General features: G+C 72.2%; 18 protein-coding genes. 11 read left to right on the forward strand and 7 right to left on the reverse strand.

The genetic code is table 11. The features are described 5' to 3' along the window. The first annotated feature begins 223 nt into the window (after positions 1-223). The 4 genes from ACLQ2X_RS26635 (at position 224) to ACLQ2X_RS26650 (ending at position 3006) form a co-directional block, all read left to right on the forward strand. A complete protein-coding gene (locus ACLQ2X_RS26635; RefSeq protein ID WP_425683829.1) occupies positions 224-1612 on the forward strand; it encodes a cellulase family glycosylhydrolase in 1389 nt (462 codons plus the stop codon). Between the two features lie 94 nt (positions 1613-1706). After that, a complete protein-coding gene (locus tag ACLQ2X_RS26640; RefSeq protein ID WP_425683830.1) occupies positions 1707-2363 on the forward strand; it encodes a hypothetical protein in 657 nt (218 codons plus the stop codon). A 255-nt stretch (positions 2364-2618) separates the two neighbouring features. Next, positions 2619-2780, forward strand: a complete 162-nt coding sequence (locus ACLQ2X_RS26645) for a sigma factor (RefSeq protein ID WP_425683831.1) — start codon at positions 2619-2621, stop codon at positions 2778-2780. Next, positions 2773-3006, forward strand: a complete 234-nt coding sequence (locus ACLQ2X_RS26650) for a sigma factor-like helix-turn-helix DNA-binding protein (protein ID WP_425683832.1) — start codon at positions 2773-2775, stop codon at positions 3004-3006. The genes ACLQ2X_RS26645 and ACLQ2X_RS26650 overlap by 8 nt, the downstream gene beginning before the upstream one ends. Positions 3007-3044: 38 nt before the next feature. Here ACLQ2X_RS26650 and ACLQ2X_RS26655 read toward each other — a convergent pair whose 3' ends face one another. From ACLQ2X_RS26655 to ACLQ2X_RS26670, 4 genes are read right to left on the reverse strand one after another with little or no spacing between them, the layout of a single operon-like run. Continuing rightward, the gene (locus ACLQ2X_RS26655) at positions 3045-5279 is read right to left on the reverse strand and encodes an alpha-galactosidase (RefSeq protein WP_425683833.1); all 2235 of its coding nucleotides are present in this window, start codon (positions 5277-5279) and stop codon (positions 3045-3047) included. After that, positions 5276-6160 (reverse strand): carbohydrate ABC transporter permease, encoded by an 885-nt coding sequence (locus tag ACLQ2X_RS26660; protein WP_425683834.1) that lies wholly within the window; start codon positions 6158-6160, stop codon positions 5276-5278. Before ACLQ2X_RS26660 ends, ACLQ2X_RS26655 begins: the two co-directional genes overlap by 4 nt. Then, on the reverse strand, positions 6157-7113 hold the full coding sequence (locus ACLQ2X_RS26665) for a carbohydrate ABC transporter permease (RefSeq protein WP_425683835.1): 957 nt from the start codon (positions 7111-7113) through the stop codon (positions 6157-6159). The genes ACLQ2X_RS26660 and ACLQ2X_RS26665 overlap by 4 nt, the downstream gene beginning before the upstream one ends. A gap of 22 nt (positions 7114-7135) precedes the next feature. Continuing rightward, positions 7136-8467, reverse strand: coding sequence for an ABC transporter substrate-binding protein (locus tag ACLQ2X_RS26670; protein WP_425683836.1), 1332 nt, complete (start codon positions 8465-8467; stop codon positions 7136-7138). A gap of 282 nt (positions 8468-8749) precedes the next feature. Between ACLQ2X_RS26670 and ACLQ2X_RS26675 the strand changes: the two genes are divergently transcribed. The 4 genes from ACLQ2X_RS26675 to ACLQ2X_RS26690 all read left to right on the forward strand — a co-directional run bounded on the left by ACLQ2X_RS26675 (position 8750) and on the right by ACLQ2X_RS26690 (position 13395). Further along, entirely contained in the window at positions 8750-10765 is a 2016-nt protein-coding gene (locus tag ACLQ2X_RS26675; RefSeq protein ID WP_425683837.1) for a beta-galactosidase, read from the forward strand. Next, entirely contained in the window at positions 10765-11541 is a 777-nt protein-coding gene (locus ACLQ2X_RS26680; RefSeq protein ID WP_425683838.1) for a DeoR/GlpR family DNA-binding transcription regulator, read from the forward strand. The genes ACLQ2X_RS26675 and ACLQ2X_RS26680 overlap by 1 nt, the downstream gene beginning before the upstream one ends. 56 nt (positions 11542-11597) lie before the next feature. Further along, entirely contained in the window at positions 11598-12320 is a 723-nt protein-coding gene (locus ACLQ2X_RS26685; RefSeq protein WP_425683839.1) for a hypothetical protein, read from the forward strand. Positions 12321-12420: 100 nt separating this feature from the next. Then, the gene (locus ACLQ2X_RS26690; protein WP_425683840.1) at positions 12421-13395 is read left to right on the forward strand and encodes a sporulation protein; all 975 of its coding nucleotides are present in this window, start codon (positions 12421-12423) and stop codon (positions 13393-13395) included. A 60-nt stretch (positions 13396-13455) separates the two neighbouring features. Here ACLQ2X_RS26690 and ACLQ2X_RS26695 read toward each other — a convergent pair whose 3' ends face one another. Next, on the reverse strand, positions 13456-13833 hold the full coding sequence (locus ACLQ2X_RS26695) for a hypothetical protein (protein ID WP_425683841.1): 378 nt from the start codon (positions 13831-13833) through the stop codon (positions 13456-13458). 291 nt (positions 13834-14124) lie between these two features. Here ACLQ2X_RS26695 and ACLQ2X_RS26700 point away from each other — a divergent pair, with 291 nt between their 5' ends. Continuing rightward, on the forward strand, positions 14125-14547 hold the full coding sequence (locus ACLQ2X_RS26700; protein WP_425683842.1) for a hypothetical protein: 423 nt from the start codon (positions 14125-14127) through the stop codon (positions 14545-14547). A 45-nt stretch (positions 14548-14592) separates the two neighbouring features. On the opposite strand, the gene ACLQ2X_RS26705 is transcribed toward ACLQ2X_RS26700, so the two are convergent. Then, the gene (locus tag ACLQ2X_RS26705; protein ID WP_425683859.1) at positions 14593-16827 is read right to left on the reverse strand and encodes a HelD family protein; all 2235 of its coding nucleotides are present in this window, start codon (positions 16825-16827) and stop codon (positions 14593-14595) included. 241 nt (positions 16828-17068) lie between these two features. Next, a complete protein-coding gene (locus ACLQ2X_RS26710) occupies positions 17069-18190 on the reverse strand; it encodes a LolA family protein (RefSeq protein WP_425683843.1) in 1122 nt (373 codons plus the stop codon). A gap of 95 nt (positions 18191-18285) precedes the next feature. Here ACLQ2X_RS26710 and ACLQ2X_RS26715 point away from each other — a divergent pair, with 95 nt between their 5' ends. Together ACLQ2X_RS26715 and ACLQ2X_RS26720 are read left to right on the forward strand one after the other, a co-directional pair. Further along, positions 18286-18942 carry a response regulator transcription factor gene (locus tag ACLQ2X_RS26715; RefSeq protein WP_425683844.1) on the forward strand — a complete coding sequence of 219 codons (657 nt, stop codon included), beginning with the start codon at positions 18286-18288 and terminating at the stop codon, positions 18940-18942. Further along, on the forward strand, positions 18939-20342 hold the full coding sequence (locus ACLQ2X_RS26720; protein ID WP_425683845.1) for a sensor histidine kinase: 1404 nt from the start codon (positions 18939-18941) through the stop codon (positions 20340-20342). Before ACLQ2X_RS26715 ends, ACLQ2X_RS26720 begins: the two co-directional genes overlap by 4 nt. The last annotated feature ends 1 nt before the right edge of the window (position 20343 follow it).

Below are 20343 nucleotides of genomic sequence, written 5' to 3' on the forward strand. Positions count from 1 at the left end.
GCACCCGGCGAGCGGCACTTAACCGGTTAAGGAAACAGCCCGTGTGAAGACGCCACCCTTCGTGCCGGATTCGCTTAACCGGTTGCCTTCCTCGGTCCATCGCCATACGCTGATGCCGCGTCCGCCGGGCAACCGGGCGGCGGCTGCCGGGCCCAGCCGCACCGCCCCCGTCACCGCCATCGCACCCCGCTCGGGCACGGGGACCATCCCCCTGAGGACAGCCATGAGAAAACTGCTCTCCGTCGCGGGCGTCGCCCTGCTGACCGCCCTGGCCGCCGTGTTCGCCCTCGGGCAGCCGGCCCAGGCCGCCACCGGCTTCTCCGTCTCCAACGGGCGGCTCTACGACGCCAACGGCACCGAGTTCGTCATGCGCGGGGTCAACCACGCGCACACCTGGTATCCGCAGCAGACCAACTCGTTCGCCGACATCAAGGCGCTCGGCGCGAACACCGTCCGGGTGGTGCTGGCCAGCGGCGACCGCTGGACCAAGAACAGCGCCGCCGACGTGGCCAACGTGATCTCGCTGTGCAAGGGCAACCGGCTCATCTGCGTACTGGAGGTGCACGACACCACCGGGTACGGCGAGGAGGGCGCCGCCGCCACGCTCGCCGAGGCCACCGACTACTGGCTGAGCATCGCCGACGTGCTCAGGGGCCAGGAAAGATACGTCATCGTCAACATCGGCAACGAGCCGTTCGGCAACCAGGGCTACAGCGCCTGGGCCACCGACACGGCCAACGCGATCAAGCGGCTGCGTACCGCAGGCCTGACCCACACGATCATGGTGGACGCGCCGAACTGGGGCCAGGACTGGTCGTTCACCATGCGCGACAACGCCGGCACCGTGTTCGCCGCCGATCCGCTGCGCAACACCGTCTTCTCCATCCACATGTACGGCGTGTTCGACACCGCCGCCGAGATCAGCGACTACCTGGGCAGGTTCCGCACCGCCGGGCTGCCCATCGTGGTCGGCGAGTTCGGCTTCAACCACTCCGACGGCAACCCCGACGAGGACGCCATCATGGCCTACGCCCAGGCCAACGGCATCGGCTACCTCGGCTGGTCGTGGAGCGGCAACGGCGGCGGGGTGGAATACCTGGACATGACCACCGCCTTCAACCGCGACCAGCTCACCACCTGGGGCCAACGGATCTTCAACGGCGCCAACGGCATCGCCGCGACCTCCCGCGAGGCGTCGGTCTACGCCAGCAGCACTCCGACGGCCAGCCCCACCGCCAGCCCGACGGCCAGCCCGACGCCGACGAGCAGCCCCAGCCCCACCCCGCCGCCGGCCACCACGCCCCCGCCCTCCGGCGGCTGCACCGCCGCCTACACCGTGACCAACTCGTGGCAGGGCGGCTTCCAGGGCGAGGTCAGGGTGACCGCCGGCGCCGCCGCGATCACCGGATGGACGGTCCGCTGGACGTACGCCAACGGCCAGTCCGTCACCCAGGCGTGGAACGCCACGGTCAGCAACAGCGGGTCGGCGTACACCGCCCGCAACGTCGACTACAACGGGCGCCTCGGCGCCGGCGCGAGCGCCACGTTCGGCTTCATCGGCAACTCGACCGGCACCAACTCCACACCCGCGGTGACCTGCACCGCGAGCTGACCACCCGGTGGCCGGGCCCCGTGTGGGCCCGGCCACCGGCCCGTACGATCTGTCCCGCGCGGTCGGCGTACGACGACCGTCGGGAGGGGACACGATGAACATGCCGGTGACCAGGGGACGACCGTCGGGGATGGTGGTCGGCTCGCTCGTGGCCATCTCCTTCGGGACCGTGTTCGTCCTGGTCAACACCGGCGGCCTGCCCACGCCGTGGCCGCTCGTGCTGCGGCTCGCCGGCCTGCTGGTGGCCGCGCTGCTCCTGGTCTGGTTGTTCCGGACGGCCCGGCGGGCCCCGCAGGCCGCCCAGGGGCCGGTGGCGACCGGCTTCATGGACCGCCGCTACTGGATCGTGGTGGCACTGGAGGGGGTCGCGCTCTTCGGCGGCCTGGCCGTGATCAACGGAGTCCTGGACCGCCCCGCGCTGGCGGTCGCCTGGGTCGCGGTGGTGGTGGGAGTGCACTTCTTCGGCCTGGCCGCCGTCTGGCGGATGCCGCGCTACCACTGGCTGGGCGCGGTGATGACCGTGCTGGGCCTGGCCGGTTTCCTCACCTACGCGCTCGGCGGCGACGCGGGGGCGGTCGGTCTGGTCTCCGGCGTCGGGTGCGGCGCGGCCCTGTTCGCCACCGTGGCCCTGGCCCTGCGCGGGCCTGCACGGTCGGGTCCGGGTGGTCGACCCGCACCACCCGACCGCCGTGCCGCAGCGGGCGCAGCCGCTCGGGCGGCAGGAGCAGGCAGGTCCAGCCGGATCCCGTGAACCATGGCGTGGATCGGTGCATCAGAAGATGTGACTGATCCATCACGGGGAAAGGACCGTCCATGCGCGGCCGACCGCTCATCGCAGTGATGTTCGTTCAGATGCTCCTCACCGGCTGCACACCGTCGATCGATCGTTCCGGGGCCGACGCGGCGCCCGCGGGCTCACCCGCCCATAGCGCCGCCTCGCCGGCGCCGTCCCAGGTCGGTAGCCCGCCGTCCGGCGGCGGGGGATTGCGTCGCACTCGATCGGCTGTTGCTGGCGATCGGTCCGCAGGTGTTCGACCAGTGCGGACGGTTCCTGCCGTGCCGGCAGGACGCCGAGGAGGCGGCACAGGACGCGCTCATGCGGGTGGCCACCAACATCGGCCGGTTCGACGGAGCGGCCCAGCTCGTTGCTGTCCGTCGAGGTGGCTGACCCCCGCACCACGAGCGTCATCGCGGGCTCCCGCCTGGATCTGTTGGAGGCCCTGGACAGGTTGGAGGCGCACCGGCCGGAGTTGGCCGCCGCGCTCGTGCTGCGCGATCTGTGCCAGCTGGCCTATCGGGAGATGGCCGCGCAGCTCGGTGTTCCGGTCGGCACCGTCAAGTCCCGGGTCCACCATGCCCGCAAGCACGTCCGGGCGTCGTTGCAGGCCGACTGAGCGTCCGGTCTCGTGTCGCGTGCCGCTGCCGGCCCTTCTCAGCCCACGGCGGTCAGCTCCAGCAGGAGCGCCTGCTCGGGGTGCAGGGCTGGTAGTTGCAGGCCGACCGACTCCAACACCGAACCGCTCACCGTGATGCCGTCGCCGGGCCAGGCCAGCCAGCCCGGTGGGGACATCTCCAGCAGCGCCGGCTCCGGCACCCCGGCCGGTGGGCGCACCCGGTAACGCCGGCCCGGGTCCAGCCCTGGCAGCCGCACCGCGCCCGGCACCTGTGCCGCCGAGGTGGTCAGCCGGCTGACCGCGTACACCGCATGCGAGCGGTCGTGGGCGATCACGCCGTGGGCCTGCACGGCCGGGTCCGGGTGGTCGACCCGGACCACCCGGCCGTTGTGCAGCAGCGGGCGCAGCCGCTTGTGCAACGCGACCCAGGCGGCGAGTTCGGCCCGTCCGCCGGCGTCGATCGCGCTGATGTCCCACTCGATGCCGTGGTGGCCGAACAGCGCGGTGACCGCCCGGAACCCCAGGTCGTGTACGCGTTGGGTGGTGTGCGAGCGTTCCGGCCCGATGTGTGTGCCGATCAGCTCCGGCGGCAGGAGCAGGCCGGTCCAGCGCTGGATGGACAGCCGTTCCAGCGCGTCGTTGCAGTCGCTGGCCCAGACGCGGTCGGTGCGGCGCAGGATCTCCAGGTCGACCCGGGCGCCGCCGGAGGAGCAGCTCTCGATCTCCACGCCGGGGTGCCGGGCACGCAACTCGTCAAGCAGCCGGTAGACGGCCACCGTCTGCGCGTGCACGCCGGGCCGGCCGGCGTGCCCGGCCTCGGTGAGGTCACGGTTGTGGTCCCACTTCAGGTACGCGAGCCCGTCGTGCTCGCCCAGCACCGCGTCGAGCCGTTCGAGCAGGTAGGCGTACGCGTCCGGATGGGCCAGGTCGAGCACCTGCTGGTGCCGCCAGGCCGGCGGCAGCCGGCCCGGCGCCTGGAGCACCCAGTCCGGGTGGGCGCGGAACAGGTCGGAGTCGGTGTTGACCATCTCCGGCTCGACCCAGAGCCCGAACTGCATGCCGTGGCCGCGTACGTGGTCGATCAGCGGCTGCAACCCGTCCGGCCACACCTCGCCGTCGACCCACCAGTCGCCGAGCCCGGCCTGGTCGTGCCGCCGGCCGCGGAACCAGCCGTCGTCGAGGACGAAGCGTTCCACACCGACCTCGGCGGCCCGGTCGGCGAGCGCCCGCAGCCGGTCCAGGTCGTGGTCGAAGTAGACCGCCTCCCACACGTTCAGCGTGACCGGGCGCGGCGTGCGCGGGTGCGACGGGCGGGCCCGCAGGTGCGTGTGCAGCGCGTCGCTGAGCCCGTCCAGCCCGTCGGCGGAGTGCGCCGCGTAGAGCAGGGGAGTGGCGTACTCCTCGCCCGGGGCGAGCACGATCTCACCCGGCGCGAGCAGCTCACCGCCGCCGAGCGTGGCCTCGCCGGTCGGGCGGCGCTCGGCGGCCGTGACGTGGTCGCCGCTCCACGCGGTGTGCACCGCCCACACCTCGCCGTGCCGGAACCCGAACGCGGCGGTGCCGGCGACCAGCAACAGCGTGGCGTCGTGCCCGGTGCGGCCGTGCCGCCCCTCCCGCACCCACGCGCCCATCGGCCACGGATGCCGCTGCGGCGCGCGCTCCCGGCACCACCTGCCGGTCAGGTCGAGCAGTTCGGTGGCGACCGCCGGCACCGGCAGCACCGGCGTCAGCTCCCGCAGCTCGTAGCGGCCGTCGCCGTCGTTGCGCAGCCGGTGCCGCAGCGTCAGCACCCCCGCCGGGTCCAGCGTGATCTCGACGGTCAGGCTCAACCCCGCGCCCGGGTCCGCCGCCCGCACCACCACCTGTCCGGGGGTAAGGAAGGGCCCCTTCTTAACGCCTGGTGCAGGTGAAGGGTCCCCTCCTGACAGCTCGTGCCCGCTCGCGGCGGCGCCGTCGAGCGGCGCTGCGGGCTCGTCGTGCACGTCGAGGCCGGTGAGGCGGAACGCGGTGGACCAGTCCCGGCCGTCGCGGTGCCCGGCCAGGCCGGGGCGACCGCCCCAGCCGGCGCTCGCCTCGGGCAGCAGCGACAGCACCGTGGGCGTGTCGAAGCTGCTCGGCACCACCGGTGGCACCGTGGCGTCGACCAGCGCGGGCAGGTCCCCGTCGGGCAGCGGACCGAGGTCGGCGCCCCAGTGCACGACCCGGGGCAGTCCCGGGCCGCGCGCGTCGAGCACCAGGCTGGTCCGCGCGCGGCGCAGGTGGACGATCGTCATCCCTTGGAGGCTCCCAGCGTCAGGCCCCGGACGAACTGCTTCTGGAGCAGGAAGAAGATGACCAGGGTGGGGATCGCGACAAGCACCGAGCCGGCCGAGACCAGGTTGTTGTCGGTGAAGAACTCGCCGCGCAGGTTGTTCAGCGAGCTGGTCACCGGGAACTTGTCGCCGCTGCGCATGAGCACGGTGGCCCAGAAGAACTCGTTGTAGATCCAGGTGACCTCCAGGGTGGCCAGCGCGGCCAGCGCCGGTCGGCACAGCGGCATGGTCACCTGCCAGTACTGCCGCCACACGCTGGCCCCGTCGACCATCGCGGCCTCGTACAGCTCGTGCGGCAGCGCCTTCATGTAGTTGCTGAGCACGAACACGCAGAAGCCGCACTGGAACGCGACGTTGACCAGGATCAGACCCCAGTAGCTGTCGTAGAGCAGCTCCGAGTCGCTCATCCAGACCGGCAACGGGATCTCGGTGAACATCCGGAACAGCGGGATGAGCAACGCCTGCGGCGGCAGCAGGTTCGCCGCGGTGAACAGGCCGAGCAGCGCGATGTTGAGTTTCCAGCTGAACCGGGCGATCACGAACGCCACGCACGAGGCGAGGAAGAGCGTGAGCAGCACCGCCGGGACGGTGATGTACGCCGAGTTGAGGAAGTGCTTGCCGAACTCGGCGGTCCGCCACGCGGTGACGTAGTTGTCGACGGTCCAGCCGCCGAGGGAGACGTAGCCGTTGGTGGCCGTGTACTCGTAGGAGCGGAACGAGGTGAGCACCGCCCAGAGGATCGGGAACAGCCAGCCCACGGCGACCGTACCCAGGAAGACGTGCAGGACGACCCGGGCCGGCCGAAGGGGCCGACGGCGGGCGGTGGAGACGGCGGCGGTCATCGCTTGTCCTCCCGCATCACGGTCCACAGGTAGATGGAGATGAAGATCAGCGAGACCGCCAGCATGATCGTCGCCAGCGCCGAGCCGAAACCGATCCGGCTGGCCTCGCCCACCACGTTCTGGGTGACCAGGGCGGAGATCAGCTCCAACCCGTTGCGGCCCTTGTTGATGACCCAGACCAGGTCGAAGGCGCGCAGCGACTCGATCACGGTCACCACCAGCACGATGATGTTGATCGGGCGCATCACCGGGAAGACGACCCGGAAGAACGTGCTGGTGTCCGAGGAGCCGTCCACGGCGGCGGCCTCCCGCAAGGACGGGTCGACGCCCTTGAGCCCGGCCAGGTAGAGCAGCATGATGTAGCCGACGTGCCGCCAGCCGGCGGCCACCAGCACCGCCCAGATGTTGACGTGCGGGTCGCCGTACCAGTCGGTGTCGCCGCCGAAGACGCCGTTGAGCAGGCCCTGGTCCCGGCTGTAGATGAGCTGCCAGACGAAGCCGATGAGCGCCAGCGACAGCACCACCGGCAGGTACAGCGCGGTCTGGTAGAAGCGGCTGCCGCGCAGCTCCTTGTCCAGCAGCACGGCGAGGAACATGCCGAACGGGGTGGCCACCACGAACAGTGCGGCCAGCCAGAGCAGGTTGTTCTGCACGGCGGGCACGAACGGCGGGTAGATGTTCACCACGTCGTCGTAGTTCTTCGCACCGACCCAGTCGATCTCGCCGATCGGGCCGATGCCGTCCCAGTTCGTGCCGGAGAGCAGCACGGTCGCCACGGCCGGCAGCCAGACCAGGCCGGTGACGAGCAGCAGGGGCACCAGCACCATCAGCGTGATCACCACGCGGTCGGTGCGGGACAGGAGCCGTCGCCGGCGACCGCGACCACGCGTGGTGGTGGTCGCGGCCGGCGGCGGCACGGCGCGATCCGCTTGGATCAGGGGCAGGTCGGACATGATGTCCTTCCCCCTTCCGCCGTCAGCTGGTGAAGATCGACTTCTTCTGGTTCTCGATGCTGGTGAGCAGTCCGCTGATGTCCTTCGGGTCCTTGATGAACTGCTGCAACCCCGGGATCATCACGGTGGAGGCGAAGTCCGGCCGGGTGTCCCGGTCGAGGAACTGGGCGATCTCGGTGGCGGAGCCGACCAGTTCGGCGGCCTTCTTCTGGAGCGCGGTGTAGGCGCCGGTGTCCGCGCCGGTGTTGGCGACGAGCGTGCTCGGGTCGTTCTTGACGACGATGTTCGCGGCGTCCTTCGAACCCAGGTACGTCAGCAGCTTCTCCGCCGTGTCCTTCGCCTTCGGCTTGCGGGCCATCATGTAACCGTCGATCGGGGCGTCCAGGGCCTTCGCGCCGATCGTGGAGTCGACCTCCGGGAACGTGAAGAAATCCAGGTCGTCCAGGTCGGCGCCGCTGAACTGCTGGCCGACGAAGAGGCCGAGCAGGTACATGCCGCTCTTCTTCTGCTGCAACGACTGGGCGGCCTCCTGCCAGGTGCGGCCGAGCGAGTCCGGTTGGTGCATGGGGAGCAGGCCGGCCCAGGTGTCGAAGACCTTCCTCACCCGGTCGGAGGTCCACGCCTCCTTGCCGGCCATCAGGTCGATGTGGAACTGGTAGCCGTTGATCCGCAGGTTGAGGATGTCGAACGTGCCCATCGCCGGCCAGCCGTCCTTGTCGGCGAAGGCGATCGGGTTCAGCCCGTCCTTCTTCATCTGCGCGCCGAGCGCGGTGAGGTCGTCAAGTGTCCTGGGCACCTGGTAGCCGCGCTGCTGCCAGACCGACTTGCGGTAGAACATCGCCCACGGGTAGTACGACGCCGGCACGAAGTACTGCTTGTCGTCGTCGCCTGTGGACGCCTTCTTGAACGCGTCGGAGTAGCCGTCGAGCTTGCCCCACACGTCGCTGAGGTCGCCGGCCAGCCCTTTGGCCGCGAAGAACCGCATCCGGTAGCCGGCGAACCAGGTGTAGACGTCGTCCGGCTTGCCCTGCAGGTAGTTGTTGATGTTCTCCTGGAACGTGTTGTGGTCGACCGTGTTGACGGCGACGGTGACCCCGGAGGACGTCTTGAAGCCGTCCATCACCTTGGCGACGACGTCCTTGGGCTTCGGGTCCGACTGGTTCGAGCCGAGCGAGATGTTCTTGACGTCCCCGCCCGATCCGGAGTCGGAGCCGCCGCAGCCGGCGAGCAGGCCGGTGCCGAGCAGCGCCCCCGCGCCGGCCGCGCCGGCGAGCAGCGAGCGCCGGTTCAGGCCGGCGACGGACGGGGGTACGAGTCGGGCGAGGTATTCGGCTTGTGAGCGGGGACGGGACATGGGTGCCTCCTGCGTGGAAGAGGTGCGCTGCGCTCGGGGCCGTGACGGTGGTGGTGGGGGATCGGCGTTCGTGTCGGCCGTGAGGGATCCACCGAGAATCCACACGTCCAAACAAAAACAGCCGGTGGCGCTTGAAGCTACCCCTTGTCCCGGCGCTGTCAAGGGGCAAGGCGGGCCGCCCTATCGGTGGTGTGATACGGAAAAGCTGCGGTAAACGTTGGAACGACCGTCGATGTTGGAAAGTGTTGACTTGGTTGTCGTTCGGGGGCACCCTCTGCTGTCATGCGGAACTGGCACGGTGCGGGCATCTGGTACGGCGCCGACTACAACCCCGAGCAGTGGCCCGAACCGGTGTGGGCCGAGGACGTCGAGCTGATGCACCGCGCCGGGGTCAACCTGGTGTCGGTCGGCATCTTCTCCTGGGCGCTGCTGGAACCCGCCCCCGACCGCTTCGAGTTCGGCTGGCTCGACCGCGCGATCGACCTGCTGCACGCCGGTGGCATCCGCGTCGACCTGGCCACCGCCACCGCCAGCCCACCACCGTGGCTGGCGCACCGGCACCCGCAGACGCTGCCCCGGCGCGCAGACGGCGCCGTGCTCTGGCCCGGCGGCCGGCAGGCGTACTGCCCCAGCTCACCGATCTTCCGCGAGCGCTCGCTGGCCCTGGTCGAGGCGGTCGCCCGCCGGTACGCCGACCACCCGGCCGTCGTGCTCTGGCACGTGTCCAACGAACTCGGCTGCCACAACGTGCACTGCTACTGCGACGTGAGCGCCGAGGCGTTCCGCGGCTGGCTGCGCGCGCGGTACGGCGACCTGGACGCGCTCAACACCGCCTGGGGCACCGCCTTCTGGAGCCAGCGCTACCACGACTGGGCCGAGATCAACCCGCCGCGCACCGCGCCCACGTTCGCCAACCCGACCCAGCAGCTGGACTTCCTGCGGTTCTCCTCCGACGAGCAACGCGGCCAACTGCGCGCCGAGCGGGACCTGCTGGAGCGGCTCGTCCCGCAGCCGGTCACCACGAACTTCATGATCGGCACCGGGATCAAGTACCTGGACTACCACTCCTGGGCCGCCGACGTGGACGTGGTGGCCAACGACCACTACCTCGCCGCCGCCGACCCGCGCGCCCACGTCAACCTCGCGCTCGCCGCCGACCAGACCCGCGGCGTCGCCGGAGGCGCGCCGTGGCTGCTCATGGAGCACTCCACGAGCGCGGTCAACTGGCAGCCCCGCAACGTGGCCAAGACGCCCGGCCAGTTGCGCCGCAACAGCCTCGCCCACGTGGCGCGCGGCGCCGACGGGGTGCTGTTCTTCCAGTGGCGGGCCTCCCGGGCCGGCGCGGAGAAGTTCCACTCCGCGCTGGTTCCGCACGCCGGGCCGGACACCAAGGTGTTCCGCGAGGTGTGCCGGCTCGGCGCGGACCTGCGCGCGCTGGCCGAGGTACGCGGCAGCCGGGTCGACGCCGACGTCGCCCTGCTGTTCGACTACGAGGCGTGGTGGGGGGTGGAACTCGACTCCCACCCCAGCGTCGACGTCACCTACACCGACCAGCTGTCCACCTGGCACGGGGCGCTGTGGCGGGCCGGGATCACCGCCGACGTGGTGCACCCGTCGGCCGACCTGTCCCGCTACCGGCTCGTCCTGGTGCCCACGCTCTACCTCACCCGCGACGGCGACACCGACGCGCTGCGCCGGTTCGTCGAGTCCGGCGGCACCGCCCTGGTCACCTACTTCAGCGGCATCGTCGACGAGCACGACCACGTCCGGCTCGGCGGCTACCCCGGCGCGTTGCGGGACCTGCTCGGCGTGCACGTCGAGGAGTTCTTCCCGCTGCGCGCGGGCGAGACGGTACGCCTCGACGACGGCGCGGGCGCCGACGTGTGGACCGAGTGGCTGCACGCGCCGGACGCCGAGGTGCTCGCCGCGTACGCCGACGGGCCGTTGCCGGGCGTGCCGGCGCTGACCCGGCGTGCCGTCGGCGCCGGCGCCGCCTGGTACGTCGGCACCCGTCTCGACGAGGCGGCCACCGACCGCCTGGTGGCGCGGCTGCTCACCGAGACCGGTGTCCGGCCGCCGGTGCCCGCGCCGGCCGGGGTGGAGGTGGTCCGGCGTCGATCGAGCCGACGGAGCTGGCTGTTCGTGGTCAACCACACCGACGGGCCAGCCCGGCTGCCGGTCACCGGCGTCGAACTGCTCGCCGGTGACCGCTGCGACGGCGAACTGGTGGTGCCGGCGGGGGAGGTGGCGGTGGTCCGCGAGGTGGAGGTGGCGGTGGTCCGGGAGGTGGAGGTCTGATGCTCGCCCAGCAACGGCAGAGCGCCATCCTGGAGCTGATCCGCCAGCGCGGAGGCGTCCGGGTAAGCCACCTGGTCAGCCGCTTCGGTGTGTCCGACATGACCATCCGCCGCGACCTGGAGGTGCTGGCCGAACGCGGACTTGTCGACAAGGTGCACGGCGGGGCGACGCTGGCCGGCCCCGGTTCCACCGAGGAGCCCGGTTTCGCCGCCAAGTCGGCCCGGCAGCAGGCCGAGAAACGCGCCATCGTGGAGTGGGCCGCCGGGCTCGTCGAACCGGGGATGGCGGTGGCGCTGTCCGCCGGCACCACCACCGCCGCGCTGGCCGCCCGGCTGGCCGAGGTCCGCGGGCTGACCGTGGTCACCAACTCGATCCCGGTCGCCGACGCGCTCTACCAGAACCCGCGCGCCGACCAGACCGTCGTGCTCACCGGCGGCATCCGCACCCCGTCGGACGCGCTGACCGGCCCGGTCGCGGAGGCGGCGATCGCCGCGCTCAACGTCGACCTGCTCTTCCTCGGCGTGCACGGGATGAGCCCGCGGACCGGCTTCACCACCCCCAACCTGTTGGAGGCGGCGGTGAACCGGCGGCTGATCGGCTCGGCCCGGCGGCTTGTGGTGCTCGCCGACCACACCAAGTGGGAGACCATCGGCATCGCCACCATCGCCCCGCTGGAGGAGGCCGACGTGCTGATCACCGACGCCGCCCTGTCGCCGGAGGCCCGCCGGCAGCTCGGCGAACAGGTCGGCGAGCTGGTGGTGGTCCGGGCGGACTGACGGGTGGGCCGTTCTGGGCTACTCTCTCCCCCGTCAAGATCAACGGGGGAGACATGATGGATGGTGGACCACAGTTCCCGCAGGTCCCGGCACAGCCGGAGGGCCAGCGACCACAACCGGCGAAGCGCAGCGGCCGCAAGGTCCTGCTGGCGGTGATCGGGGCACTGCTCGCCTGTGGCGGACTCTGCGGCGTCGGTCAGCTCATCACCAATGTGATCAACCAGGACGACCTGGAGGGCCGGGGTTCCCCGGTGCCCTCGCCGACGGTGCCCGAGTCGCCGAAGCCGACGTGGCCGAAACCCAACCTGCTCTACGGCCGGCCCGACCCGAGCATCCGCTACACGCTCGAACAGAACGTCCTCAACTCGGCCGGCGTGCTGAAGCCGATGACCAGCCGGTGCGACAACAAGGGGTTCACCGGCGAGCACGGGGCCACCTTCGACTGCACGGTCACCTACGCCGGGCTCGACGTGGTCTTCACGGTCGTCGCCAAGCCGTCGGGCTCCTACACCTTTGAGTGGACGGCGAGCGCCAAGCAGACGGTGGTCACCCGGGAGGGCTTGCTGGCCCACTTCCACCGCCGCTACCAGGGCGACTGGAGCGACAGGCGGTGCGACGAGTTCCCGGAGGTCGCACTGGTGCCGGCGGACAAGCCCCTCCCGCAGGTCTGCTACGGCAAGATCGAAGGCCGGATCAAGACCAGCACGATCCGGATCACGCCGCAGGACGACGCGCCCGCGCACCTGGAGACCGAGCACCAGGACGAGGGACTCCAGTGACCCGCCCTGCCTCACAGCCACCTTTCAGTTGCGGCATTTAGGGTGCCCTGACCACGCCTCCGACGGTCCATGTCGGAGCGCCGTCCTGCGGGAGTGACCGATGGTCTTCAAGAAGATGTTGAGCGCGTTCGGCGTGGGTGGGCCGAGCGTCGACACGGTGCTCACCAACCCGAACACCCGTCCCGGCCTGACCCTGGACGGGCACGTCAACCTGGTCGGCGGCGACGGGCCGGCGCGCATCGAGCAGGTCACCATCGGCCTGGTCACCCGGGTCGAGATCGAGAGCGGCGACAGCGAGTACGCCGGCGTCATGGAGTTCCACCGGATGCAGGTCAGCGGCGCGTTCGAGTTGGCGCCCAAGCAGCAGCTGTCACTGCCGTTCCAGATGGCGGTGCCGTGGGAGACCCCGATCACCGACGTGTACGGGCAGCGGCTGCGCGGCATGACCATGGGCCTGCGTACCGAACTGGCGGTGGCCCGGGCCGTCGACAAGTCCGACCTGGACCAGGTGTCGGTGCACCCGCTGCCGGTCCACGAGCGGATCCTCGAGGCGTTCCAGGCGCTCGGCTTCCGGTTCAAGCACGCCGACCTGGAGCGGGGGCACATCTACGGCGTGCCGCAGACGCTGCCGTTCTACCAGGAGATCGAGTTCTTCGCCGCGCCGCAGTACGCGCGGACGGTCAGCGAGGTCGAGCTGACGTTCGTGACCAGCCCGCAGGGTGTCGAGGTGATCCTGGAGTGCGACAAGCGCGGCGGCTTCCTCAGCGCCGGGCACGACGTCGTCGGCCGCTACTCGATCCCGCACGGCGAGGCCGCGCGCACCGACTGGGTGCCGGTCGTGGACGGCTGGTTGCGGGAGACCACCGGCCGCTACGGCAACCTGCGCACGCAGGGCTTCGGCATGCCGCACGGCGGTGGCCACGGCTACCCGGGGCACCACGGGCGGCGGGGGCCGGGCATGGGTGGCATGGTCGCGGGCGCCGCGCTGGGCGTCGCCGGCGGCATGGTCGCCGGTGAGATGATCGAGGGCGCCTTCGAGGGCGGCGACGACTCGGGGGACTTCGGCGAGGAGTGACCGCACGCGACGACGCCCCCGGGACGGATCCCGGGGGCGTCGTTCGTTCGCGGGGTGCGGTCACTTTCCGCCGCGACGCTCCTTGCCGGAGCGGCGTGCGCTGCCCGCCTTGGACAGGCCTCGGCTGACCAGGTACGCGCCGGTCAGCGCGGTCAGGTACCACCAGGCCTGGTTCGGGTTGTTGATGTTCAGGCCGTTGGCGGTGGTGCCCTTCCAGAACGCGGCGATCGCGACGAGCGCGACAGCGGCGGCGTACACCCAGAACTCGGTGGTCAGGAACGCCTGCTTCGTCTCCGTACCCGGGGACGGCATCTGCTCCCGGTGACCGTCGTGCATGGACGGCATCGGACGGGTCGACGTGTCGTGCATGCTCGCCCGGTTCTGGACGTCGTTCGCGGGCCGGTTCATCGGCCTGGTGGATGCAGCCTGCGTGCTCATCTGGTCCTCCTCGGATTTGATGAGTCTTTCCCTGCCCACCCCTCGCCCCGCTACCGCGGTCGGCCACGGCGCGGTTCGCGCTCGGTGGCGGGGGCACCCTGGGTCTACCCGGCGTCGCGGACAAGGTAACGCCGGATTCCCCGACACCGGGCCGTCCCGTGCCGGCCGGCCCGAGGAACCCGACATCCGGCCACGAACCGGGCAACTCGGCGCCGGTTCCGGTTCCGGTTTCAGCCACCCACCCTCGGGCACGCCACACCGTTATCCCGACCGAACTGCGAGGTGGTTGACGTGCGTGAGGACGACATGCGGCAGGACGCCGCCCGGCGGGCCGAACAGCGCATCGCCGGCGGGGTGTACGGCGAGGGCGCGCTCGACGAGGTCACCGTGCCGCAGACCGACGTGGAACGGATGCGCCAGGAACTCGACCCGGACGACCCGGCGCACGTGCCGGTGGACCCGGCCGTGCTGCGTGACGGCGGGCCCACCCGCGGCCAGGGCGCGGTGACCACGACCGGCGGCACGGCCGGCCCGGCGAGCGTCCGCCGGGTGGCCCGCCAGCCGGAACAGCACCGGGACACGGTGGCGCCGACCACCACCGGGGACGCCGGCACGGGCGGGTTGAGCACCCCGGCCGGCGGCTCCACGAGCGACAACTCGTCGAGCGGCGCCCAGGTCGGCAACTTCACCGACGAGGGCGCCGATCCGGGCTGACGGGTGCCGACGTGGCACGTGCGGCCCTCGCCTGCACCGCAGACGTCAGGCGGGGGCCGTGCCGCACGCGCGAAGGATGCCCAGTCGCTGGGTGGCGCGGGTCAGGGCCACGTAGAGGTCGCTGTGGCCGCGCGGGGACTCCGCCACGATCCGGTCCGGCTCGACCACCAGCACCGAGTCGAACTCCAACCCCTTGGCCTGCTCGGTGGTTAGCACCACCACCCGGTTGACCAGCTCGGGTTGCTCGCCCACGGCCGCCTCGGGCAGCGCGGCGACGATCGCGGCGCCCAGTTCGTCCACCCGCCCGGTCGGCACGAGCACGCCGAGCCGCCCGTCGCCGAGCGACGCTGCCTCCCGGGTGGCCGCCGCGACCAGTTCCGCGACGAGCCGGTCCGCCGGGACGGACCGGTCCCACGGCGGTACGCCGGTGGCGCGTACCGAGCGGGGTGGGCGCAGGCCCGGGTCGATCTCGGTGAGCACGTCGGCGGCGACCGCCATGATCTCCGCCGGCGTCCGGTAGCTGACGGTCAACTCCTCCAGCCGCCACCGGTCCGCCACGTACGGGGCCAGCGCCTCCGCCCAGGACGGGGTGCCGGCCAGCGCGCCGGTCTGGGCCACATCCCCGACGATCGTCATCGACCGGCTGGGGCAGCGGCGCATCAGCAGCCGCCAGGCCATCGGCGACAGTTCCTGCGCCTCGTCCACGATGACGTGCCCGAACGCCCACGTCCGGTCGGCGGCGGCGCGCTGGGCGGTGGTGAGCCGGTCGGACTCCTCCTGCCGTTCGGACAGCCGGTCGGCGTCGATCAGGTCGGTGACGCCGAGGATCTCGCCGCCCTCCGCCTCGTCCTCCACGTCGATGGAGCGGGATCCGCGCCAGATCTCCAGCACACCCTCGGCGTACTCGCGTTCCAGCGCCCGGACCCGTTCCCGGCGGGCCACGGCGGCGCGTTCGTCCTCGCCGAGCAGCTCGGCGATCTCGTCCAGCAACGGCACGTCGGCCGGGGTCCAGCCGCCCGGCTCGCGGTGCAGGGCGGCCCGCTCGGCGTCGGTGAGCATCGGCGCGGCGGCGGCGATCCGGTCCGGCGATGCGTACAGGTCGGCCAGCAGACGCTGCGGGGTGAGCACCGGCCACAGTTCGTCGAGCGTGGCGCGGATCTCCGGTTCCTCGCGCAGTTCCCGGCGCAGCTCGGCCCGGTCGGCCTCGGAGAGCAGGTTCTCCCCGCCGAGCGGGTCGGCGCCGATCCGCTCGGCCACCTGACCGGCGAGGGCGTGCACGATCTCCACGTCGAACAGCGCACGGGCCAGGTTGTGCGGTCGGCCGGTGCGGCGTACCCGGTCCCGGGCCTGGCGCACGGTTTCCGGGTCGAGCGTCAGCACCTCCCGCTGGGGCAGTTCGATGCGGAGCGGCTCGTCCGGTACCCACTGCCGGTCCCGAACCGCCCGGGCCAGCACCTCGGTCAGCACGGCGCGGCCCTTGAGCGCCGCGGTGGTGGCCGGCTCGGTGCGCCGGGCGTGCACGCCGGGGAACAGGTCGGCCTGGGTGCGCAGCAGGACCCCGGTCTCGGCGAGTGCGGGCAGCACCTGGGAGATGTAGCGCAGGAACGTGGCGTTCGGCCCCATCAGCAGCACGCCCCGGGTGGAGAGCTGCTGGCGGTGGGTGTAGAGCAGGTACGCGGCCCGGTGCAGCGCCACCGCGGTCTTGCCGGTGCCGGGCCCGCCCTGCACCACCATGACCCCCGGCAGGTCGGCGCGGATGATGCGGTCCTGCTCGACCTGGATGGTCTCGACGATGTCGCGCATCCGCCCGGTCCGGCCGGCGTTGAGCGCGGCGAGCAGCGACGCCTCACCGGTCAGCTCCTCGTGGGCGGTGGGGGAGGCCGTGGTGATGTCCAGCACCTCGTCGTTGAGCCCGGTGACCTTGCGGTCGTGGGTGCGCAGGTGCCGGCGCCGGCGTACGCCCTGCGGGTTGGCGGCGGTGGCCAGGTAGAACGGGCGGGCGGCGGGGGCGCGCCAGTCCATCAGCAGCGGGTCGTAGTCGCCGGCGGTGTCGAAGATGCCGATCCGGCCGATGTAGCGGCTGGCGCCGTCGTCGCCGTCGAGGCGGCCGAAGCAGAGGCCGGATTCGACGGCGGAGAACTGCTCGACCTGGTCGGCGTACATCGCCACGGTGACGTCGCGCTGCGAGCGGGCCTGCTGGGTGCCGCCGGTGTGGCGCAACTCCTCGTCGAGGCGGTGCGCGGCCTGTTCCCGCAGGCCGTCCAGCCGCTCGTAGAGCATCGAGACGTATTCCTGCTCACGATCGATCTCGTGGTCCTGGCGCAGGTCAGCCGACACGTCGGAGTGCGTTGACAATCCGGCTCCTCATTGACTACAATTCCCGAAAGGAATGGCATTCACAGCCATTCCTTTTTTGTGCCTGAACTGAGAAAGATAGCGCGCCGTCGGTCGTCCGACCAAGCCCGGACACGGTCCGGGGCCCGGTCGGCGTGATGCCGACCGGGCCCCGGGCACCGCACGGTCAGCCCTTTGCCACCTGGTAGAGCCGCTCCGGCGTGACCAGCCCGGCCAGCACCCGGCCGTCGTCGGTCAGCAGCACACTGAACAGCTTGCCGCTGAGCAGCTTGCCGCTGCCCCAGTCGCCGTTGACCTTCGGCAGATCACCCAGCACCCCGGCGAGGGCGTCCGCGCCGGGCTTCGCGCCACCCGGGGCACCGGGCTTCGCGCCGCCCGCCGCCGCGGCGGGCTGGTCGAGCTTGGCGACCACCACCGTGGTCCAGCCGGTGCCGACGGTACGCACGTCCGGCCGGTCCGCGTCCGGCTTGTCGGACCGCCCGGCCGCCGGTCCGGGCCGCTCGTCGGCCGAGGCCTCGGTGACCTTGACGCCGGGCGGCGGGTTGAACCGGAACTGGTCGTCGGCCGGGGTGCGGAAGTCGACCTGGGTGAACGCCACCTGCAACGCCGGCTCGTCCTGCCCGTCGGCCAGCACCTGGAAGCGCAGCGGCACGTGCTCCTTCGCGTCCAGCGCGATCCGCACCTGGTGCACCAGCGAGGTCTTGTCGCGTGGGGTGAGCACCAACTCGTACGCGTCCCGACCGGCCACGGTGGCGGTCCGGCCGACGGTGACCGCGGTGGTGGGGTCGATCGCCTCCAGCGCCCGGTCGGCGGCGTCGGCCGGGGTGGCCGGCATGCTCTCCCGGTCGGTGGCGCCGGCCGGCAGCGTGCGGTGCGTGGCGGTGTTCTCCCGGCTGTTCCAGGTCCACACGTCCCGGCCGTTGCGCAGCACGTCCTGCTCGCCGAGTGTGTCGACCAGGGCCACCCGCTGCCGCTCCTCGCCGGCGTACCAGACACGCAGCGTGTGCGTGCCGCTGACCAGACCGGCCAGCCCGTTGCCGGCGGCCCGGCCGGCGAGCGCGGCGATCGGCGGCAGGCCCAGGTCGGCACGCTGCACCACGGTGCCGGAGAGCCCGTCCAGCCGGGACGTGCGCAGGTCTTCCAGGAGTTGGGCGGCGCTGCGCGGGGGCAGCGCCGGGTCGGCGCCGGCGGCGAACGTGCCGACGGCGGCGCCACCGCCGATCACGGCGACCCCCGCGGTCACCGGGACCAGCCAGCGCAGTACGGAGCGGTTCTTCATCACGGTCATAGTGTGCACCTCCTGCGCCCCATGCTGCGCGATCATCGCTGTGACGACGCTGAGGAGATCCCCTACGGGTGCCCCCGTGGTGGCACCCTGGACCGGTGCGGTTGCTGGTGGTGGAGGACGAGACGCGGCTCGCCGCCGCGTTGCGCCGGGGCCTGTCCGCGGAGGGTTTCGTGGTGGACGTGGCGGCCACCGGCCCGGCCGGGCTGGACGCCGCCCGGCACGGCGAGTACGACGCGATGATCCTGGACGTGATGCTGCCGGGCCTGTCCGGCTACGAGGTGGTGCGCCGGCTGCGTGCCGAGCGGCGTTGGCTGCCGGTGCTCATGCTCTCGGCCAAGGACGGCGAGTACGACCAGGCCGACGGCCTGGACTGCGGCGCCGACGACTACCTCACCAAGCCCTTCTCGTACGTGGTGCTGCTAGCCCGGCTGCGGGCGCTGCTGCGTCGGGGCGCCCCTCGACGACCGGCGGTGCTCACGGTCGGTGACCTGCGGCTGGATCCGGCCCGGCGGCGGGTCACCCGGGCCGAGGTGGAGGTGGTGCTGACCAGCCGCGAGTACGCGCTGCTGGACTACCTGATGCGCCGCCCCGGCGAGGTGGTGTCCAAGACCGAGCTGCTGGACCACGTCTGGGACGCCTCGGTGGACACCGCGCCGAACGCGGTGGAGGTCTACGTCGGCTACCTGCGCCGCAAGATCGGCCGGGAGCGGTTGGAGACGGTCCGCGGCGCCGGCTACCGGCTGGCCGCATGAGCCGGCGGGTACGCCGCCCGCTGCCGCGGCTGGGCCTGCGGGCCCGGCTGCTCGTGGTGGGTGTGCTCGGGCTCGTCGTGGGGTTCGGGCTGGGCGGGGCGCTGCTGCTCGGCGCGCTCGGCTGGACCTTGCAGCGCTCGGTCGACGAGGAGGCGCTGCGCACCGCCGACGCGGTGGCCCTGCTCACCGCCGAGGACGCGTTGCCGGACCCGCTGCCGGTGGCCGGCGGGCAGTTGCGGGTGCAGGTGGTCGACGCGCAGGGCCGGATCCGGGCGGCCTCGATCGACGCCGACCGGCTGGTGCCGATGCTGGCCCCGGACCGGTTGCGCCCGGGGCAGCCGCAGCGGCTCGTGGTGGACGGGCGGCGGGTCGGCATGCCCGGCCCGGTGCGGGTGGTCACCGTGCCGGCCGGCACCCCGCAGGAACCCCGCACGGTGCTGGTCGCCAAGTCGCTCACCGACGTGCGGCACAGCCTTCAGGTGGTGCGCAACCTGCTGCTCGTCGGTTTCCCGCTGCTGGTGGCCGGGCTGGCGGTGGTGGCGTGGCGGGTGGTGGGCGCGACGTTGCGCCCGGTGGAGCAACTGCGCAGCGGTGCCGCGGAGATCACCGGGCGGGCGGGTGCCGAGCGGCTGCCGGTGCCGGCCGGGCGGGACGAGATCCACCGCCTCGCGGTCACGCTCAACGACATGCTGGACCGGCTGGCGGCGTCCCGGGACCGGCAGCGCGCGTTCGTCGCCGACGCGGCGCACGAGCTGCGCAGCCCGCTGACCAACATGCGCACCGAGTTGGAGGTGGCCCGCCGCCTCGGCGGCGACACCGACTGGCCGACGGTGGCCGACGACCTGCTCGCCGACACCGAGCGACTCGGCCGCCTGGTCGACGACCTGCTGCTGTTGGCCCGTCTCGACGAGCAGGCGGGTCGGCCGGCGCCGGTCGGGCCGGTGGAGCTGGGGGAGCTGCTGCGTGGGGTGGCCGCCCGCTATCCGTCCCCGCCGGTGCGGTTGACGCCCCCGGACGGGCCGCGGTGGGTGGAGGGGGACGCGGGGGAGCTGCGCCGGGTGCTGGTGAACCTGGTGGACAACGCGCTGCGCCACGCGCACGCCGAGGTGCGGTTGGCCGTCGGCGGCCCGGACGGGGCGTACCACCTGGTGACGGTGACCGACGACGGGCCGGGCGTCCCGGCGGCGGAGCGCGAGCGGGTGTTCGCCCGGTTCACCCGGCTCGACGACGCGCGGGCCCGCGACGCCGGCGGCGCCGGCCTGGGCCTGGCCATCGCGCGTGAGCTGGTGCGCCGTGCCGGTGGCACGGTGGAGTTGGCCGACGCGACGCCGGGCGCCGCCGCGCCGGGGCTGCGCGTGACGCTACGGCTGCCGGCGCTGGCCGAACCGGACGGACAGTGAC

It is taken from the genome of Micromonospora sp. DT31 (genome assembly GCF_049841795.1).
Taxonomy (GTDB): domain Bacteria; phylum Actinomycetota; class Actinomycetes; order Mycobacteriales; family Micromonosporaceae; genus Micromonospora.

Excerpts from the sequence above, each read along its gene's own strand:
- ACLQ2X_RS26635 (WP_425683829.1), top strand. The coding sequence starts at position 224 with ATGAGAAAACTGCTCTCCGTCGCGGGCGTCGCCCTGCTGACCGCCCTG.
- ACLQ2X_RS26640 (WP_425683830.1), top strand. The coding sequence starts at position 1,707 with ATGAACATGCCGGTGACCAGGGGACGACCGTCGGGGATGGTGGTCGGC.
- ACLQ2X_RS26655 (WP_425683833.1), bottom strand. The coding sequence starts at position 5,279 with ATGACGATCGTCCACCTGCGCCGCGCGCGGACCAGCCTGGTGCTCGAC.
- ACLQ2X_RS26660 (WP_425683834.1), bottom strand. The coding sequence starts at position 6,160 with ATGACCGCCGCCGTCTCCACCGCCCGCCGTCGGCCCCTTCGGCCGGCC.
- ACLQ2X_RS26665 (WP_425683835.1), bottom strand. The coding sequence starts at position 7,113 with ATGTCCGACCTGCCCCTGATCCAAGCGGATCGCGCCGTGCCGCCGCCG.
- ACLQ2X_RS26670 (WP_425683836.1), bottom strand. The coding sequence starts at position 8,467 with ATGTCCCGTCCCCGCTCACAAGCCGAATACCTCGCCCGACTCGTACCC.
- ACLQ2X_RS26675 (WP_425683837.1), top strand. The coding sequence starts at position 8,750 with ATGCGGAACTGGCACGGTGCGGGCATCTGGTACGGCGCCGACTACAAC.
- ACLQ2X_RS26680 (WP_425683838.1), top strand. The coding sequence starts at position 10,765 with ATGCTCGCCCAGCAACGGCAGAGCGCCATCCTGGAGCTGATCCGCCAG.
- ACLQ2X_RS26685 (WP_425683839.1), top strand. The coding sequence starts at position 11,598 with ATGGATGGTGGACCACAGTTCCCGCAGGTCCCGGCACAGCCGGAGGGC.
- ACLQ2X_RS26690 (WP_425683840.1), top strand. The coding sequence starts at position 12,421 with ATGGTCTTCAAGAAGATGTTGAGCGCGTTCGGCGTGGGTGGGCCGAGC.
- ACLQ2X_RS26695 (WP_425683841.1), bottom strand. The coding sequence starts at position 13,833 with ATGAGCACGCAGGCTGCATCCACCAGGCCGATGAACCGGCCCGCGAAC.
- ACLQ2X_RS26705 (WP_425683859.1), bottom strand. The coding sequence starts at position 16,827 with ATGCTCTACGAGCGGCTGGACGGCCTGCGGGAACAGGCCGCGCACCGC.
- ACLQ2X_RS26710 (WP_425683843.1), bottom strand. The coding sequence starts at position 18,190 with ATGACCGTGATGAAGAACCGCTCCGTACTGCGCTGGCTGGTCCCGGTG.
- ACLQ2X_RS26720 (WP_425683845.1), top strand. The coding sequence starts at position 18,939 with ATGAGCCGGCGGGTACGCCGCCCGCTGCCGCGGCTGGGCCTGCGGGCC.